This window comes from Acinetobacter sp. BIGb0102 (genome assembly GCF_003815055.1).
Classification (GTDB): Bacteria; Pseudomonadota; Gammaproteobacteria; order Pseudomonadales; family Moraxellaceae; genus Acinetobacter; species Acinetobacter vivianii.
This window is the reverse complement of record NZ_RKQE01000013.1, coordinates 130,711-147,080: the sequence shown is the minus strand read 5'-3', so window position 1 is coordinate 147,080 and position 16,370 is coordinate 130,711. Positions and strand designations below refer to the sequence as shown.

General features: G+C 43.2%; 16 protein-coding genes. 13 read left to right on the top strand and 3 right to left on the bottom strand.

Annotated features, from left to right (window positions below):
- Positions 1 to 21 precede the first annotated feature (21 nt).
- The 9 genes from dxs (at position 22) to EC846_RS11935 (ending at position 9,517) form a co-directional block, all read left to right on the top strand.
- Entirely contained in the window at positions 22 to 1,917 is a 1,896-nt protein-coding gene (dxs, locus tag EC846_RS11980) for a 1-deoxy-D-xylulose-5-phosphate synthase (RefSeq protein WP_004775923.1), read from the top strand.
- Positions 1,918 to 2,050: 133 nt separating this feature from the next.
- A complete protein-coding gene (locus EC846_RS11975) occupies positions 2,051 to 2,881 on the top strand; it encodes an inositol monophosphatase family protein (protein WP_004775922.1) in 831 nt (276 codons plus the stop codon).
- 70 nt (positions 2,882 to 2,951) lie between these two features.
- The gene (locus tag EC846_RS11970; protein WP_123775446.1) at positions 2,952 to 3,509 is read left to right on the top strand and encodes a shikimate kinase; all 558 of its coding nucleotides are present in this window, start codon (positions 2,952 to 2,954) and stop codon (positions 3,507 to 3,509) included.
- Positions 3,510 to 3,992: 483 nt separating this feature from the next.
- Positions 3,993 to 5,879 (top strand): DEAD/DEAH box helicase, encoded by a 1,887-nt coding sequence (locus EC846_RS11965; RefSeq protein ID WP_005259847.1) that lies wholly within the window; start codon positions 3,993 to 3,995, stop codon positions 5,877 to 5,879.
- Between the two features lie 418 nt (positions 5,880 to 6,297).
- Positions 6,298 to 7,116 (top strand): ABC transporter ATP-binding protein, encoded by an 819-nt coding sequence (locus EC846_RS11955; RefSeq protein WP_004775920.1) that lies wholly within the window; start codon positions 6,298 to 6,300, stop codon positions 7,114 to 7,116.
- On the top strand, positions 7,113 to 7,892 hold the full coding sequence (mlaE, locus tag EC846_RS11950) for a lipid asymmetry maintenance ABC transporter permease subunit MlaE (RefSeq protein ID WP_004775919.1): 780 nt from the start codon (positions 7,113 to 7,115) through the stop codon (positions 7,890 to 7,892). The genes EC846_RS11955 and mlaE overlap by 4 nt, the downstream gene beginning before the upstream one ends.
- Positions 7,892 to 8,566, top strand: coding sequence for an outer membrane lipid asymmetry maintenance protein MlaD (locus EC846_RS11945; protein ID WP_047430477.1), 675 nt, complete (start codon positions 7,892 to 7,894; stop codon positions 8,564 to 8,566). Before mlaE ends, EC846_RS11945 begins: the two co-directional genes overlap by 1 nt.
- A 19-nt stretch (positions 8,567 to 8,585) precedes the next feature.
- Positions 8,586 to 9,218 carry an MlaC/ttg2D family ABC transporter substrate-binding protein gene (locus EC846_RS11940; protein ID WP_004775917.1) on the top strand — a complete coding sequence of 211 codons (633 nt, stop codon included), beginning with the start codon at positions 8,586 to 8,588 and terminating at the stop codon, positions 9,216 to 9,218.
- 11 nt (positions 9,219 to 9,229) lie between these two features.
- Positions 9,230 to 9,517, top strand: a complete 288-nt coding sequence (locus EC846_RS11935) for an STAS domain-containing protein (protein ID WP_123775282.1) — start codon at positions 9,230 to 9,232, stop codon at positions 9,515 to 9,517.
- A 45-nt stretch (positions 9,518 to 9,562) separates the two neighbouring features.
- On the opposite strand, the gene EC846_RS11930 is transcribed toward EC846_RS11935, so the two are convergent.
- Entirely contained in the window at positions 9,563 to 10,579 is a 1,017-nt protein-coding gene (locus tag EC846_RS11930) for a CorA family divalent cation transporter (RefSeq protein ID WP_004775913.1), read from the bottom strand.
- A gap of 172 nt (positions 10,580 to 10,751) precedes the next feature.
- Here EC846_RS11930 and EC846_RS11925 point away from each other — a divergent pair, with 172 nt between their 5' ends.
- Both EC846_RS11925 and EC846_RS11920 read left to right on the top strand, forming a co-directional pair.
- Positions 10,752 to 11,336 (top strand): TIGR00730 family Rossman fold protein, encoded by a 585-nt coding sequence (locus tag EC846_RS11925; RefSeq protein ID WP_005259841.1) that lies wholly within the window; start codon positions 10,752 to 10,754, stop codon positions 11,334 to 11,336.
- 10 nt (positions 11,337 to 11,346) lie between these two features.
- Positions 11,347 to 11,742, top strand: coding sequence for an NUDIX hydrolase (locus EC846_RS11920; protein ID WP_004775910.1), 396 nt, complete (start codon positions 11,347 to 11,349; stop codon positions 11,740 to 11,742).
- On the opposite strand, the gene EC846_RS11915 is transcribed toward EC846_RS11920, so the two are convergent.
- Both EC846_RS11915 and recG read right to left on the bottom strand, forming a co-directional pair.
- Positions 11,696 to 12,379: a ComF family protein gene (locus tag EC846_RS11915; protein ID WP_047430488.1), complete on the bottom strand. Its 684-nt coding sequence runs from the start codon at positions 12,377 to 12,379 to the stop codon at positions 11,696 to 11,698. The two genes, EC846_RS11920 and EC846_RS11915, sit on opposite strands and share 47 nt — an antisense overlap.
- On the bottom strand, positions 12,372 to 14,417 hold the full coding sequence (recG, locus tag EC846_RS11910; RefSeq protein ID WP_123775281.1) for an ATP-dependent DNA helicase RecG: 2,046 nt from the start codon (positions 14,415 to 14,417) through the stop codon (positions 12,372 to 12,374). Before recG ends, EC846_RS11915 begins: the two co-directional genes overlap by 8 nt.
- Before the next feature lie 18 nt (positions 14,418 to 14,435).
- Here recG and EC846_RS11905 point away from each other — a divergent pair, with 18 nt between their 5' ends.
- Positions 14,436 to 15,254, top strand: coding sequence for an NAD-dependent epimerase/dehydratase family protein (locus EC846_RS11905; protein ID WP_123775280.1), 819 nt, complete (start codon positions 14,436 to 14,438; stop codon positions 15,252 to 15,254).
- A 127-nt stretch (positions 15,255 to 15,381) separates the two neighbouring features.
- Entirely contained in the window at positions 15,382 to 16,362 is a 981-nt protein-coding gene (locus EC846_RS11900; RefSeq protein ID WP_123775279.1) for a putative solute-binding protein, read from the top strand.
- Positions 16,363 to 16,370 lie beyond the last annotated feature (8 nt).

The following is a 16,370-nucleotide window of genomic DNA, read 5'->3' as shown; positions in this document are numbered from 1 at the left end:
TTAAAAAGGCTTTGCCACATTATGTTGTATACCGAAATTCCAACTCAACGCCCTGTTACGCCATTGTTAGATGGAATTGATCATCCACAACAATTACGTCAGCTCGAGCAAAGCCAACTCGTTCAAGTGGCGGATGAGTTACGTCAATATATTTTGTATGCAGCTGGGCAGAGTGGCGGACACTTTGGTGCAAATTTAGGAGTAGTCGAACTGACTGTGGCCTTGCACTATAGCTTTAACACGCCAGATGATCGTTTGGTTTGGGATGTGGGCCATCAGGCTTATCCACATAAAGTGCTGACAGGTCGTCGTGATCGCATCGCTACCATTCGTAGTAAAAATGGTTTGGCTGCGTTCCCTGCACGTGATGAATCTGAATTTGATACCTTTGGTGTAGGCCATTCCTCAACTGCCATTTCAGCAGGTTTGGGTATGGCACTGGCGCGTCGCTATCAAAAAGATCCATGTGATGTCGTTGCAATCGTGGGTGATGGTGCAATGACGGCAGGTATGGCATTTGAAGCCATGAATGATGCAGTTGCTCATGATGCGGACTTAATCGTGGTCTTAAATGATAACGATATGTCGATCTCTTGTAGTACGGGTGGTTTTGCCAAACATCTGGCTGCCATTTGGGAAACAGGGCAATTGATCAATGTGAATGAACAGGGTGAAGCCTATGTTCAACCTCATCCAAAGTGGACCTATAATTCACGTTTGCATCAATCTGCGACAGATGCCGCTGATAATTTATTTAAAGCAATTGGTTTTGATTATTTCGGGCCATTTGACGGACATGATGTGGAACAACTGGCACAGGTTTTCCATGCACTTAAAAAGCGTAAAGGTCCACGCCTAGTTCATATTTATACTAAAAAAGGTAAAGGTTTCGCACCAGCGGAAGCAGATCCGATTACCTATCATGCGATTACTAAGATCGCGCCAACCGCAGCAGCACCCGTAAAAAAATCACCTCCTAAGTACTCGGATGTATTTGGGCAATGGCTATGTGATGAAGCTGCTCAAGATGAACGTCTGCTCGCCATTACACCTGCGATGTGTGAAGGCTCAGGCATGGTGAAATTTGCACAGCAATATCCTGAGCGATTCTTTGATGTCGCGATTGCTGAACAACATGCGGTGACTTTAGCCGCTGGTATGGCGTGTGAAGGGTTGAAACCGGTTGTCGCGATTTATTCAACTTTCTTGCAACGTGGTTACGATCAGTTGATTCACGATGTTGCCTTGCAGAATCTGGATGTCACTTTTGGTATCGATCGTGCAGGTTTAGTGGGTGAAGACGGCCCAACGCATGCAGGTGCATACGATTATGCTTATATGCGTACGGTGCCTAACATGGTCATTATGGCGCCGAAAGACGAAAATGAATGTCGTCAGATGCTACATACCGCCTACCTTTACGAAGGACCAACCGCGGTACGTTATCCGCGTGGCGCAGGTACCGGTGTTGAAATTCAACAGCAAATGACAGCTTTGGAAATTGGCAAGTCTGAAATCGTTGCTGAATTTAATGTGGATGCTGAACAGCACATCAGCATTCTGGCTTTTGGTAGCCGCGTTGCGCCATCGGTTGAAGCTGCAGAACAATTTGCAAATCAGCATGCTATTGGCGTGCGTGTTGTGAATATGCGTTTTGTAAAGCCATTGGACGAACAAATGATTCGTGACTTGGCAGAAAGCACACAACTGTTTGTCACTGTTGAAGAACATGCCGTAATGGCTGGAGCAGGCAGTGCCGTCAATGAATTCATGGCACAAGCAAAAATTGTAAAACCAATCCTGAATCTTGGTTTGCCAGATACATTCTTACATCAAGCGACGCATCAGCAAATGTTGCAAGATTGTGGTTTGGATGCTCAGGGAATTTTAGCTTCAATTGAGCAAGCTTGGTTCTAACTTATAAGTTGATGTAAACGCGAAAATAATTTTTCGCAACATTTTTCCCCTAAAAGCGCTTATATTTGCTAGAATATACGCGCTTTTATGCATTATTCTTTGTCAAAATCTTCAAATTTGTAGTGGGTGTTCAATGGAACCTATGGTGGTTATGGCTGCGCGTGCGGCTCAAACAGTTGGTCAAGAGCTTTTAAAGGCACATCAAAATCGTCATAAACTCGATTTACAAGTTGAAGAAAAAGGCATTGATGGTCCAGTAACACGTGTTGATCGTTACTTGGAACAACTTACAATTGATACACTTCGCAAAAGCTATAAAAACCACAGCTTCCTTGGTGAAGAGTTTGGTATGCAAGAAGGTAAAGGTCACGATGCAGATTGGTGCTGGGTGATTGATCCTTTAGACGGTACACAAAACTTTATCAACGGTTTCCCGCATTTCTGTATTTCTATCGCAGTTCAACATAAAGGTGTGACTCAACACGGTGTGATCTATGATCCAGTACGTGATGAGCTATTCTCTGCAAGCCGCGGTCGTGGTGCAGTGATGAACCAACGCCGTATCCGTGTAAATGTAAAAGAAAACCTTGAAAATACTTTTCTTGCAGTAGGTCATCCGTACCGTGCAAAGCGTAATGGTGAAATTGTTTCTTATGCAGAGCAACATTTTGCATCATTGTTGGCAGTGACTAAATCTGGCGCGCAAATTCGTCGTGGCGGCTCAGCTGCTTTAGACTTGGCCTATGTTGCTGCAGGTCGTTTTGATGGTTTCTTTGAACTTGGTTTAAAACCTTGGGATATCGCTGCGGGCGAATTAATCGTGAAAGAAGCGGGCGGTGTTGTTGTTGATGCACGCGGTGGTAATGAATCATTTGACAATGGTCAGGTGCTTGCATGTTCACTTAAGATGTTAAAGCCATTGATGCAAAACGTTGTTCCAGCTTGGGGCGAAGCTGCAAAATAATTTGTAAATTTAGAAAAACCCTCAATATGTTGAGGGTTTTTTTATGCGTTTAGAAAATAAGGGGGTGAAATTGCTGATCTATTTTATTGGCCCAGGAGGTGCGGGGAAAACAACAACTGCAAAATTATTAGCATCACAATTAGAGTGTACTTGTTATGATCTAGATGAGTATTTTATGGCACTCGAAGGAGATATTGAGCAGTATATTAGCGAAAAAGGTTATGAGCGCTATGCTTCACGCAATCTTGAACTATTTCTTGAGTTGAAGGAAAAACTGCAATCAAATTCAATTAATGTGATCGTTTGTTCTTCAGGATTTATGACTTATCCAAATCAAGTTCATGGTGGTTATATTAAAATTAAAAAAGAAGTAGAAAATCATCCGTTCACATTCCTATTACTTCCTTCTTTAGATCTAGAGCGATGTGTTCAACTTATTGTAAAGAGACAAATGGCTCGATCTTATTTGAATAGTAAAGTAGAAAAAGAGGAATTTAAAATTCGTTCGCGTTTTAATATTTATGCAGGTTTGAAATGTCATCTGATATCGATAGAGCAGGCGCCTCATATGGTTGTGGTTAGGGTTTTAGCTCGTTTAAATGCGCTTGCTCCTCTCAGTTTTTTGTAAAAATACATATTATTTTTCTGTTCGCAATTGAGCAAGCTTCATAAAAAAAGTACTTTTTATTATTTTTAACTTGCTGATATTTCGCTGTATATCTTTTAATCTGTTGTTTGTTTTTAAAGCGGTTTGGAGCTGAAAGCCCTGATAATAAATGTGATGTAATAGAAAAACCAATTAAAAAAGGTGACTTTTAAAATTATTCTGCTATAATCCGCCCACGCACTTAAATTCCAGTTCATTACCTGAACATTCAGTTCTATTCATATTAGCGCACGCTGTCCATAGAGAGGACCACATCTTGCGCCCAAATCGCTTAGCGATTCTTCAGGTTGAGGCAGTAATCAAGCGTGCGTTTAGTCCACATCGTCGTTATTCGGATCGCCGCTGAATTTCATATATTTTCAGCTTGAGTCGCTTTGCCGCTTGTTGCCGATGTCTATTTTTTGTATTTATTAAAATGGAGCACCCACAAGGGTGAAACTCTCTATGAGCAAAACTTTTGCCGAATTTTCTTTGCACGAAACCTTACAACAAGCCCTAGAAGGTTTAGGTTTTACGACACCAACTCCTGTGCAAGAACAAGCGATTCCAGCTGCATTAGAAGGTAAAGATTTATTAGTTTCAAGCCAGACTGGTTCTGGTAAAACAGCAGCATTTTTACTTCCTACATTAAACGCTTTAGCGGGTGAAGATACTTTTGTGCCATTTAAAGAGCGCATGAAAGCAGTCACTCAGCCAACGATTTTAGTTATTTCTCCTACGCGTGAATTGGCTCAACAGGTAAGCCAAGACGCGATTGCATTTGTACGTCACATGAAAGGTGTTCGTATTGCTGCAATCATGGGTGGTATGCCTTTCGGTAAGCAAATTCAACAGCTTAAAGGTGCACAAGTTGTCGTTGCGACTCCTGGTCGTTTACTTGACCTTGTAAACCGTCGTCAAATTAAACTTGATAAAGTTGAATCATTAATTGTTGATGAAGCTGACCGTATGCTTGATCTTGGTTTCTCTGAAGACTTGGAAGCAATTGGTGAATTAGCTGCAAACCGTAATCAAACATTAATGTTCTCTGCAACTTTTGCTGATCGTATTATCCGTCTTGCTGAACGCATGATGAATGATCCGCAACGTATTGCAATTGAGACTGGTCACAGCACGAACACTGATGTAACTCAAACATTACATTGGACTGATGGCTTTGAACACAAGAAAAAATTATTAACTCACTGGTTATCTGATGAGTCTGTAGATCAAGCTGTTGTATTCGCAAGCACGCAAGAAGATACAGATATGCTTGCTGAAGAATTAGCTGAAGCGGGTCACTCTGTTGTTGCATTACATGGTGCGATGCCACAAACCGTTCGTAACCGTCGTTTACGTAGCATCCGTGAAGGTCGTGCAAAAATCCTGGTTGCAACTGATGTTGCGGCGCGTGGTTTAGACGTACCAACGATTTCACACGTAATTAACTTCGGTTTACCGATGAAAAATGAAGACTATGTACATCGTATTGGTCGTACAGGTCGTGCGGGTCGTACAGGTCAAGCTGTGACTTTGGCAACTTACCGTGAGCGTGGCAAAATCCGTGCTTTAGAAGATTATTTAGATGCACGTTTAAATGTATCTGAAATCGAAGGTTTAGAGCCATCTCCACCTCCTGCACGTTCAGGTCGTGATGGCGGTGGTCGTGGTCGCGGTGGTCGTGATGGCGGCGGTCGTGGTCGTGGTGGTTTTGGCGGTGGTCGTCGTTTTGAGGGTGAAGGCAACTTCAAACGTCGTGAAGGCGGTGATGATCGTCCACGTCGTAGCTTCGATGACAAACCACGTGGTGAGCGTCCATCTTTTGGTGGCGAAGATCGTCCACGTCGTGAATTCAACTCTGACCGTCCACGTCGCGAGTTCAATTCAGATCGTCCACGCCGTGAAGGTGGTTTTGAAGACCGTCCACGTCGCGAATTTAATTCAGATCGTCCACGTCGTGAAGGCGGTTTTGATGATCGTCCAAAACGTAGTTTTGGTGGTGAAGACCGTCCACGTCGCGAGTTCAATTCTGATCGCCCACGCCGTGAAGGTGGCTTCAACGATAAACCGCGTTTTGACTCGAATGATGACAACCGTGGTAACCGTGTAGACTATAAACCACGTCGTGAAGGTAGCTTCGGTGACCGTCCAAAACGTGATTTCGGTGATCGTCCACAACGTGAAGGCGGTTTCGGTGATCGTCCAAAGCGTAGCTTCGGTGATGACCGTCCAAAACGCAGCTTCGGTGGTGATGACCGTCCAAAGCGTAAGTTTGGTAACGATGAGCGTCCAGTACGTGGTTCACGTGAAGAAACTTTCGGTGGCGACCGTCGTCGCAAAAACGATTTTTAATCGTTAAAAACCGATAGAATGAAGAAGCCAGTTGAAAAACTGGCTTTTTTATTTCGGTTTAGTCATGTAAAATTATAAAAATGTGTACTAATTCAAATTTTATATAAAAAATGAATAAGGTTAAGCAAAATAAAAGCCTTTTGAGTCAAGCTTGGTCTTTCATGTGTAGTGAAGGACTGCCATGCCTATTCGTCATTTTAATGCTCTGTAACGGTTTATTTTTTGCTTATGCGTTGTTTGATACGATTAACGCTGAGTCATTTAATGTTAATTCTCATCATACAACCAGCCAGATTATTCCCAAGAATAACTACATAAATTAAATAGTCTTGATACATCCCTTATCAAAATGGAAACAAGCGTTTAATGTTTCAGTGTATAGTATGCGTGCATAAAAAGTGCAGGAATGAATGCCATTATGAATAACAAATCTCCTCTCGATGCAGAAGCCTTAATTGAAGTTAAAAACTTAAGCTTTAATCGAGGAGAACGCGTCATTTATGACGATATCAGTCTCAAAATTCGACGTGGTCAAATTACTGCAATTATGGGACCATCCGGCACAGGTAAAACCACCTTGTTGCGTTTGATTGGTGGGCAGTTGAGCCCAGATCATGGCGAGGTGTTGCTGGATGGCAAAAATATTGCGGCAATGTCACGACATGAATTATTCGCTGCACGTGCACGTATGGGAATGTTATTCCAGAGTGGTGCATTATTCACAGACATGTCGGTTTATGAAAATGTGGCATTCCCAATTCGCGCACATACCAAATTGCCAGAACATATTATTGCAGAGCTGGTAGCTTTAAAACTTGAATCAGTCGGATTACGTGGTGCTGAACAGTTAATGCCAACTGAGCTTTCAGGCGGTATGAACCGTCGTGTTGCTTTGGCACGTGCAATTGCGCTGGATCCTGAGCTGATCATGTATGATGAGCCATTTGCTGGACAAGATCCGATTGTGATGGGCGTATTAACCCGTCTCATCCGTTCGCTACGAGATGCTTTAGATCTAACGACTATTATTGTGTCGCATGACGTGGCTGAAACCTTGTCGATTGCTGATTATATTTATGTGGTCGCAGAAGGTAAAATTCAGGGTGAAGGTTCTCCAGAAGAATTAAAAAATCATGCTTCACCTTTTGTCCGTCAGTTTTTAACAGGTTCAGCTGAGGGGCCTGTGGAATATCAATTTACTCATCAAGCATATTTAGATAACGAGGTTCGTCCATGAATGCGATTGCCTGGCTAGGTAGACTCGTTATTGAGCGAATAAAAGGAATCGGTGCTGCCGCGCTGATGCTCCTGCAAGTTTTATTTTCCATGCCATCGAAAGGTGGTTTTCAGCGCTTTGTTTATCAGATGTATCGTGTCGGGGTGATGTCCCTGCTGATTATTGCTGTTTCAGGCCTATTCATTGGTGCCGTGCTGGGTTTGCAGATGTATAGCATTCTGGTGACTTTTGGCAGTGAGGCAATGCTAGGTACTGCAATTTCACTGACGTTGCTGCGAGAACTTGCTTCTGTTGTTGCTGCATTATTATTTGCAGGGCGTGCAGGTTCAGCCTTGACTGCTGAAATTGGTTCTATGAAACAAAGTGAACAACTTGCCAGCATGGAAATGATTGGGGTTGATCCACTGCGTCAGATTGTTGCTCCTCGTCTATGGGCGGGTATTGTGAGTTTACCGATGCTTACGGTGATCTTTGCAACGATTGGTATTATTGGCGGCAAGCTGGTTGGTGTTGATTTTTTAGGTGCTGATGAAGGTTCATTCTGGAGTGGTATGCAAAGTAGCGTACAGTTCTGGCATGACATTTTTAATGGCACCATTATCAAAAGCATTGTCTTTGCTTTGATTTGTACATGGGTGGCGGTGTATCAGGGTTATGCTTGTGAACCAACCCCAGAAGGTATCGCGACTTCAATGACCAGAACGGTCGTATATTCTTCACTTTGTGTATTAGGTTTTGATTTCGTGTTGACTGCGGTCATGTTCGGAGGGATTTAATGAAATCACGTACTAGTGAGCTGGCCGTAGGTATTTTTGTCATTATCTTCGGTGTTGCTCTATTTTTTCTTGCGATGAAAGTGAGTGGATTGGTAGGTACTAATCTACGTGATAGCTACAGCATGACAGCACAGTTTGACAACGTAAATGGTTTAAAGCCGCGTGCCAAAGTGACCATGAGTGGTGTGACCATTGGTCGTGTTGAATCGATTACGCTTGATCCGGTTTCTCGTCTGGCAACAGTCAAATTTGATCTGGATGGTAAGCTCACCAGCTTTAACCCAGAACAACTTAAAGAGGTGCAGAAGAATGCACTGGAAGAGCTGCACTATAGTTCTGACTATGAGCAAGCTGATGCTGCGAAACAAAAAGAAATGGAACAGCAACTTACCAGTAACATGACCTCCATCACCACGCTCGATGAAGATGCTTATATAATGGTAGCAACCAATGGTCTATTGGGGGAGAAATATTTGAAAGTTGTCCCAGGTGGCGGTGTGAATTACCTTAAACGTGGTGACGTGGTTTCAAATACCCAAGGCACAATGGATTTAGAAGATTTGATCAGTAAGTTTATTACTGGTGGTGCTGGTAAAGCCACATCAAGCTCAACAGCGACAGAGAGCCAAGCTTCACAGCCAGCTGCTGAAGCAGAACCTTCTTTTGTTGAGTAATTTAGGTTAGGAGATTGAAGTGAATACATTATTGAAACAAACGCTAACCGCAAGCGTATTATCGACAATGCTTGCAAGTGCGGCATTTGCAGCACCAACAGAAACCCCACCTGATTTTGTTAAACGTGTGGCTGATGGCTTAATTACGCGTCTAAAAGCGGATCATGCCAAGTTGCAAAATAATCCGACACTGGTGAAAAGCATTATTCGTCAAAACCTTGACCCGTATGTGGATTCTCAAGCGTTTACGCGTATTGTGTTGGGTACTTATGCGAACAACCAATATACCAATGCTGCACAACGTGCACAGTTCGAAAAGAACTTCCGTGAAGTGATTATTGAGAACTATGGTGGTGCTTTCGCAAAATATACCAATGAAAGCTATACCATGCGTCCGTTTAAATCGACCAACAGCAAAACACCTGTTGTGACTTTGGACTTCTTGCACAATGGCGAGAAAATTCCTGTGTCGTTCCAGTTAACGGACAAGGGCGATCAGTGGAAAGTACGTAACATTAATGTGTCTGGTATCGACTTGGGCTTACAGTTCCGTAACCAGTTCGCTGCAACTGTTCAACGTAACGGTGGCGATATTAATAAAGCGATTGCAACCTTTAAACCAGATGCAGATGCTGCAGTTAGCAAAAAATAAGTAGGTGACGGGTGATTCAGTATATTGATCAGCAACTTGTCGTTTCAAAAACGATTAATTTTGCAAATGCAGAGCAGATCTACCAAACAGGCTTAAAGCATATTCAACAGCATAAGAATTTTCCTTTAGTTGTTGATTTGGGCCAGCTTGAGCAGGGCAATACTTTATCTTTGGCTGTGCTGGTGCAATGGTTGCGTCAAACACCAGACAATAAAGGTCTGCATTTTAAGAATGTGTCTGAAAAAATGCTGAAAATCATCCAAGCCTGTCATTTACAAGATGATCTGAAATTGATTTGATGATTCTTGTAGAGATAAAAAAAGCACCGTAAGGTGCTTTTTTTATTAAATCCATTTTTTCCAACGGAAGTAAAGTGTCGGGCCAATCAGGAAAGTTAATACCAGCGTAATCACGATCCAGAAACTGGTAGTGCCATGAGAAAAAGGCAAAACCTCTGTGTTCATACCATAAATACTGGCAACCAGCATTGGAGGAGCAAGCATACTTGGAAGAATAGAGAAGCGTTTGAAGGTCTCATTCATCTCGGTATTGGCAAAACCAGTGGTAATATCCAGTAAGAATTTTAGTTTTTGAAACAGGAAGGTGTTGTGCTCAAGTAGAGAGCGCACATCTTCACTCATTTCTCGAATATCAGGATCGTAAATATGACTGCCTAAGGCGCGCGGTCGGGAGAGAAAAGACAGGACTCGGCGTAAGTCGGTCAAACAAAGCTGAGCTTTTCCTAACATATCTTCCTGATGTGCGAGCCGTGTAATCATGTCATCCAGATCAAGGATCTGTTCACGATGGTGGTCGTTTAAAACCTCGGCTGAATATTCTTCTAAATACTTATGAGTATCTTCCAGAATATCTGAAAGTTCATCAAGTTTAGATTCAAGTAGACCTAATAAAATCCATACCGGATCTTTATAGTCGATGCTGTAATCATTGCGTCTTGCACGAGCGCGAAAGGCCCGAAAGGCAACCAATTTCTCGCCACGTAGCGTGATTAGTTGCGTTTTATCAAGTAGAAAAGCAACCGTGTGGACGGTAGCCGCGAGTGTATTCTCGAGGTCTTCTTGTTCACGATCAGATTGAAAATTTTTATTCTTTGTTAAAAAATAGGTACTGATATGCAAAATTCCGTCATCATCACGGTAGAATCGTGCCGATGAGGAAATATCTTCAAGTGACTTTAAGGTAGGTAGGTTTCGCTCATATGCATCCAGAATCCATTGTTGTTCTTCTTGGGATGGGGCGATGAGATCGATCCAGACCAGTTCAGGATGAAGGTCGAAACTGCCATTGATTGTTGCATCTTCTAGACTACCGCGCTCAGTGGCATAAAAGGCTTCAAGCATGTCTTTTTTCCTTGCGCAGTCGATGTAAAGTTTCCGGTCTTTTACCGAAAAGCAGCGTGTATTTTAGACAAGGATGAAGCGAAAAACACTTGCCTAAACGTTATTTTTTCAAAAATCTTGTTACATAGCCTACTTTATCAGCATGACAGTTCTATAAAACGGTTTTAATTGTATGAATTCTATATGTGTTTTCTGTGGTTCCTCTCTCGGGAATGATCCTGTTTTCAAGCAAATGGCCCAGTTGACAGGGCAGATGATTGCAGCGCAAGGCAAAACGCTGGTCTATGGTGGTGGACGTTCGGGTCTGATGGGTGTAGTGGCTGATAGTGCGCTACAGGCTGGCGGTCGTGTAATTGGTGTGATTCCTCATGCCTTGGTGGATCGAGAGCTTGCTCATACCGGTTTAACTGAATTGTATCGGGTTAATAATATGCATGAGCGTAAGACCAAAATGGCTGAGTTATCTGATGCATTTGTGGCTTTGCCAGGCGGTGCGGGAACACTCGAAGAAATATTTGAGCAATGGACTTGGAGTCAGTTGGGAATCCATCAAAAGCCTTGTGCTTTTTTAAATGTGAATGGCTTCTATACCGATCTGCTGAAAATGCTTCAAGCCTCAGTTGACAGTGGTTTTACCCAAGCACGTTTTGTAGATAAGCTCATTGTGGCAGAACAGATTGAAGAAGTTCTGGAGGCATTTGCTGCTTATCAGCCTGCAACCCCAAAGTGGCTTTCCACCACTGAAATTCAGGCTTGAGGATAAAATTGTGAAAACCATTACTGTTGCTGCCGCCATTATCTTGAATGAGCAAAATCAATTACTGTTGGTCCGTAAGCAAAATACACATGCCTTTATGCAGGTCGGTGGTAAGCTTGAGCTAGATGAAGCACCTGAAGTAACGATTCAGCGTGAAATTCTGGAAGAAATTGGCTGCGAATGTGAGTTAAAAGAATTTGTCGGTGAATTTAGAACAGCGGCAGCCAATGAACCTGATCATGCCTTGATTAGTTATGTATATGCGGTTGAGTTAAAGCAGGCACCACAAATTGCAGCCGAGATTGCTGAGATGAAGTGGATTGATCTGGATGACCAAGCGACGGTATTGGCGCCTTTAACTAAAGAAGTTGTGATTCCGTGGTGTCAGCAGCATGGTTTGAATTAATCTCTTGATCTTGTGCGGCTGCCAGACACAGACTATAAACCTGTTGGCAGCCGAGTTGTTCAAGCACTTGTGATAAAGCTGTAATTGAACTGCCTGTTGTGACCACATCATCGACAATCAGAACTTTGCGATAACGAATCTGGTTTGGTGCTACAGCAACAAATTGCTGTTCAATATTTTCTAGCCGTTCCAGACGGGATAAGCCTTTTTGAGAATGTTGGGCCAAACGTTGGACTGGCTGCCAGACAGGGATATTTAAGTGCTGACTTAGAGATTGTGCCAATAAAAGTGTCTGATTAAAACCACGCTCGACCAGACGATCTGTGGAAATAGGCATAGGCACAATCGCATGAACTTTTGGAAGTCTGACTTGTAATAACAGACCATTCAATAAGCGTTGATGGTGTAGTTTCTGTTCATATTTAAATTGTTGAATGATGCGGTCAATCGGATACTGATAATGGCAAGCCACCAGAATCTGTTGTTGATTCCGTTCAATGCTTTGCTTGAACCACGGTAATTGTTGCCAGCAACTCTGACAAACGCCAAAGTGCCGTTTCATACCAATATCACACAGGCTACACGGGGTAAAATAATCAAATAGCTGTTGTGCAGATTTCCCCAATAATTTAAACATAGGCATATCTTGGGGCTTCAGGTAACCAGCGTTTGAGCAGGCCTTCTGCATGTTGTGGATAGTCTTTCAGGATTTGCTCTGCCACATAATGCGCTTGGGTGAGCAGATGGTCATCTCGTTCTAGGCGAGCTACACGAAAACCCATATCGCCTGTTTGTTTGGTGCCTAGCAATTCACCGGGACCGCGAATTTCCAGATCTTTTTCTGCAATCACAAAACCATCATTGCTTTCTCGTAAAATCGAAAGTCGTTCTTGCCCATTTTGTGATAGCGGCGTTTTATAGAGTAGGGCGCAGAAGCTGGCTGTAGCACCACGACCTACACGACCTCGTAGCTGATGTAGTTGAGATAGGCCTAAACGTTCTGCATTCTCAATCACCATAATTGAAGCATTGGGTACATCAACACCTACTTCAATCACTGTAGTGGCAATCAACAGTTGTGATTGATTGTCTTTAAAGGCTTGCATGACCGCTTGCTTTTCATCGGCTTTCATCTTGCCGTGTACCAGCCCAATATTGATATCTGGGAAGCGTTCTTTAATCTCTTGGTAGGTTGCTTCCGCGGCTTGGGCATCCAGCGTTTCGGATTGCTCGACTAAAGTACACACCCAATAAGCCTGTTTACCTTCACGACAATTGGTTGCTATGCGCTGTAATACCTGTTCCCGACGTTCTAAGGGAATGGTGACGGTTTGAATAGGGGTACGACCTGGCGGCAGCTCATCAATAATCGAGGTGTCTAAATCGCCATAGGCACTCATGGCTAAGGTTCGGGGAATTGGGGTTGCTGTCATCACCAATTGATGGGGAGTGAACTGGTCAGCACCTTTATTGCGCAGAGCAAGACGTTGATCGACCCCGAAACGGTGCTGCTCATCAATAATGACCAAGCCTAATTTAGAGAAACCAACCGTATCTTGAAACAGGGCATGTGTGCCTACGATCAGTTGGGCATGACCTTCTTTAATTTGTTGCTCTGCCTGTGTTCTGGCCTTGCCTTTTTGTTTGCCTGACAGCCAAGCCACCTGAATGCCTAAAGGCTCAAACCAGCGTTTAAAGTTTAAATAATGCTGTTCGGCCAAAATCTCGGTCGGTGCCATAAGTGCCACTTGCCAATCTGCTTCCAGCGCATGACAGGCTGCGACAGCGGCGACTAAGGTTTTGCCTGCGCCTACATCACCTTGTACCAGACGTAACATCGGTTGATCTTGTTTAAGATCCTGCAAGATTTCCTTAGAAACGCGTTTTTGCGCATTAGTCATCTGAAAAGGAAGGCCTTCTAATAATTTCTTGGCCAATACTTTGCTGCTACTAAAACGTGGGGCTGAAATCTGACGGATATAGGCTCGACGTGTGAGTAAACTGATTTGATGCGCCACCAGTTCTTCAAAAATCAGACGCTGTTGTGCAGGATGTGAACCTTGATTGAGCTGCAACATGTTGGCATCGGTTGGCGGCTCATGGATGTAATGCAACGCCTCTTTCAGTTCGTAGCCATTGCTATATTTGCTCGGCAATAATTCGGGCAAAGCATCACTGTGATGAGTGAGTGCCTGACGCACGTACTCACGTAATTTGGGTTGAGTCAGGCCTTCGGTACTTGGATAAATCGCCGTAAGCTGGGTTTTAGGCAGGGCAGTATGTTGCTGGATCACCTGAATTTCAGGATGATACATTTCCAGACCGCGTGCACCAACGCGGACTTCACCAAAAATGCGCAGGCGTTGCCCCATTTTGATACGATCGATTAAGCCTTTATAGATATGATAGAAGCGTAAGGTGACCTTTCCGAAATCATCTTGAACCAGAGCGGCAAGCGATTTCTTTTTTCCGGGTGGGAAGTCTACAGAGCGAACCTCACCTTCAAGCAAATAACTTCGTCCAACGACCAGCTGATTCATTGGAATAATAGTGCTACGATCTTCATAGTCACGGGGAAGATGGAATAACAAATCATCCGCGCTAAAAATATGAAGCTTTTCTAAGAGGGTCGCTGCGGCAGCACCAACGCCTTGTAATTGCTGAACTGATGTCATCTCTGGTCAAAGGTGTGTATGCATATTTTATTTATTGGTTATGGTAAAACATCTCAGCGTGTCGCTAAACACTTATTTGAGCAAGGTCACCACATTAGCACAATAAGTCGCAGTGCAAAAACAGATTGTTACGCGACCCATTACATTCAGGACATCCAGCAACTTGATTTGACCGAGCTTCCTCCGATACAAATGGTATATGTGCTGCTTGCTCCTGCTCAAAGCGGTATTGAAGCTTATCAGCAGACTTATGTCGACAGTGTTGAGCCTATCGCTCAGGCCTTAAAAGCGCACCCTGTACAGCGCATCGTGATTGTATCTTCAACCCGCGTCTATGGTGAAAATGCAGGGGAGCGCATTGATGATGAGAGTGAGATTCAACCTGCTGATCCGCAAGGACATCTGCTTCGACGCATGGAGCTGATGTGGCAGCAACATTATCCGCAACACAGCATTATTGTCCGCCCTACAGGAATATACGGCACTTCCATTACCCGACTCAAAAAACTGGCTGAGCAAAGCTCGACTTATCCTACGGTTCATTTCAGTAATCGTATTCATATTGATGACTTGGCAAAATTTTTAGCGTTATTGGTTAATTTAGCTCAAGTCGAAGCAAGCTATATTGTCACCAATAATTTACCTATTCCGATGCATGAAATTCTGATGTGGTTTCAACAGCAATTAAATTTAGCACCTTTAAAATTACTTTCAGAACAACAGACTGGTAAGCAAATTTATGCCACACGATTGCCAAAAACCGGATTTAAATTTGACCATTTGATTTGCTTTAATGACTACGCTGCGGCTTTATCTGTCCATAGTAATGAAAAATAATTCGACTACACTGTAAAGAAAGCTTAAAGAGTTGGTATGGATTTTGAATCATAACTATCAACAGATTCCGGAAAGGAACTGCCTGAGTTGAGCACGAGGTTTGCTGTAGGGTGTAAAAGGGTGATCAATGAGAAAAATAATGTGCATGGGCCTGCTTGGATTAATAACAACAGCGAGTTGGGCGACTGAACAAAGCTGGTGTGTATTTGATCCATTGGGTACACAAGGGGATATTAGCCGCCGTTTACAGGATGTTCGTACATACGCATTACAAAATCAGGTGCAGCTCAAGTTTAAAGTCTTTAAAAATGAAAAAGACGCAATACAATCCTTTGAGCAAAAACAATGTTCTGGTTTGGTGGCTTCAAATTTTAATACGCATCGCTATAACAATTTTATGGCGACAACGGGAGGAATTGGACTCATCCCGAATAATCGTGTGGTGCGCGCCTTTTTACAACTATTAAATCATCCTAATGTTGAAAAGCGGATGGTTGGTTCAGATTATGAAATGCTGGGGATGATTCCGATTGGAACGGCTTATATGATCATGAATACCCAGCAGATCAATAAAGTGTCGCAGCTGAGAAATAAAACTATTGGGATTCTGGCCGATAATCCCCCACAGTTGGCCTTGGTGCAAAGTGTAGGCTCGAAACCGATTTATGTTGATTTTTCTAATGCGGTGGACTCATTTAAGCATAAAAAGATTGATATTCTGGCGGCCCCTGCTTATGGAATACTGCCGTATAACCTAAAAAAAGAATTTGGTGAGGCCACACAGGTGGTGAATTTTCCTGTGGCTTATTTTGCCATGAATATTGTGATTCGGCCTCAAGCTTATCCTGCTGGTTTTGGTCATCAGATACGCACATGGTTTGTCAATAATAGCAACGTCTTGGCTGCACAGGCGATCCAGTGGGAAAATCATTTACCTGCTTATTACTGGGCGGATATCTCAGGTTATGAAAAGCAGGGATATGATGCTTTGGTGGCCAAGATTAGTAAACGTTATGTCGATGCAGGCTATTACGATGCGTACTTTGTCGAGTTGATTAATCGGCTGCGTTGTCAGGATGATCCTAAATATCTAGGCTGTCGCCGCTAACAGTGAAA